General features: G+C 69.3%; 1 protein-coding gene. It reads left to right on the top strand.

Annotated elements, in window-relative coordinates; genetic code table 11:
- Positions 1-301: 301 nt before the first annotated feature.
- A partial coding sequence (gene kynU / locus ARC20_RS02110; protein WP_057643606.1) for a kynureninase occupies positions 302-1,415 on the top strand: 1,114 nt, incomplete at its 3' end.

The following is a 1,415-nucleotide window of genomic DNA, read 5'->3' as shown; positions in this document are numbered from 1 at the left end:
ATGAAATTTGGAGGAATAAAATGGATCAGAGCAAGGCTTTGGCTTTTGCTTTTGCTCTTCCCCTCCCACCTCTCCGGCGCGGCTCCGATCGAAGCGTGAAAAATGAAGCGCCTTGCGCCGCCCGGGTGTATGGGGGCGTCAGCGGGCCATGGATGGCCCGCGGCGGCGAGTCGGACAGGATGTCCGCCCGAGCCGCGACGACCATACCCGCCAGGGTGGTGCCCGCACCGTAAGTCAGCGCACCCAACCGCACTAACGCCAGCAAACCTACAATAGGTCCACAGCCCAGAAACCCCGCCCCATGACCGACGCCACCCTCACCCGCCTGCACGCCACCGCCCTAGACGCCGCCGACCCCCTCCGCGCCCTGCGCGCCGAGTTCCTGTTCCCGCAGCACAACGGGCGCGACCAGGCCTACTTCGTCGGCAACTCGCTCGGCCTGCAGCCGCGTGGCGCGCGCGCGATGGTGCAGCAGGTGCTCGACCAGTGGGCGCAACTCGCCGTCGAAGGCCACTTCACCGGCCCCGAGCAATGGCTCACCTACCACGAACTGGTGCGCGAACCCCTCGCCCAGCTCGTCGGCGCGCTGCCCGCCGAAGTCGTCGCGATGAACACGCTGAGCGTGAACCTGCACCTGATGATGGTCAGCTTCTATCGCCCCACGCGCGAACGCCCCGCCATCCTCGTCGAGGCCGGCGCCTTTCCCACCGACCGCCACGCCGTGGAATCGCAGATCCGCTTCCACGGTTTCGATCCGGCCACCGACCTGATCGAAGTGCAGCCCGATGCCGAAGACGGCACCGTCTCCATGGCCGCCATCGAACGCGCCATCGAGACCCACGGCCCGCGCCTGGCGCTGGTGCTGTGGCCCGGCATCCAGTACCGCACCGGGCAGGCGTTCGATCTGGGCCGCATCACCCGGCTGGCCCGCGCACAGGGCGCGAACGTGGGCTTCGACCTCGCGCACGCGGTCGGCAACCTGCTGCTCTCGCTGCACGACGATGGCGCTGATTTCGCGGTGTGGTGTCACTACAAGTACGTCAACGCCGGCCCCGGCGCGGTCGCCGGCTGCTTCGTGCACGAACGCCATGCGCGAGCCGACCTGCCGCGCTTCGCCGGCTGGTGGGGCCACGACCGCGAAAGCCGCTTCCGCATGGCGCCCGAATTCGTGCCCACCCCGGGCGCGGAAGGTTGGCAGCTGAGCAATCCGCCCGTGCTGGCCCTGGCCCCGCTGCGCGCCTCGCTGGCGCTGTTCGAGCGTGCCGGCATGCCCGCCCTGCGACAAAAATCCGAACAGCTCACCGCGCTGCTGGAGGCGCTGATCCACGCGCGCGTGCCGCAGGTGCTGCAAGTGCTCACCCCGGCCGATCCCGCGCAGCGCGGCTGCCAGCTCTCGCTGCGCGGGATCGGCCGGG

Origin of the sequence: Stenotrophomonas panacihumi (genome assembly GCF_001431645.1) — a bacterium.
Lineage (GTDB): Bacteria > Pseudomonadota > Gammaproteobacteria > Xanthomonadales > Xanthomonadaceae > Stenotrophomonas_A > Stenotrophomonas_A panacihumi.
The sequence above is the reverse complement of the archived record's forward strand: the minus strand, read 5'-3'. Positions and strand labels throughout refer to the sequence as shown.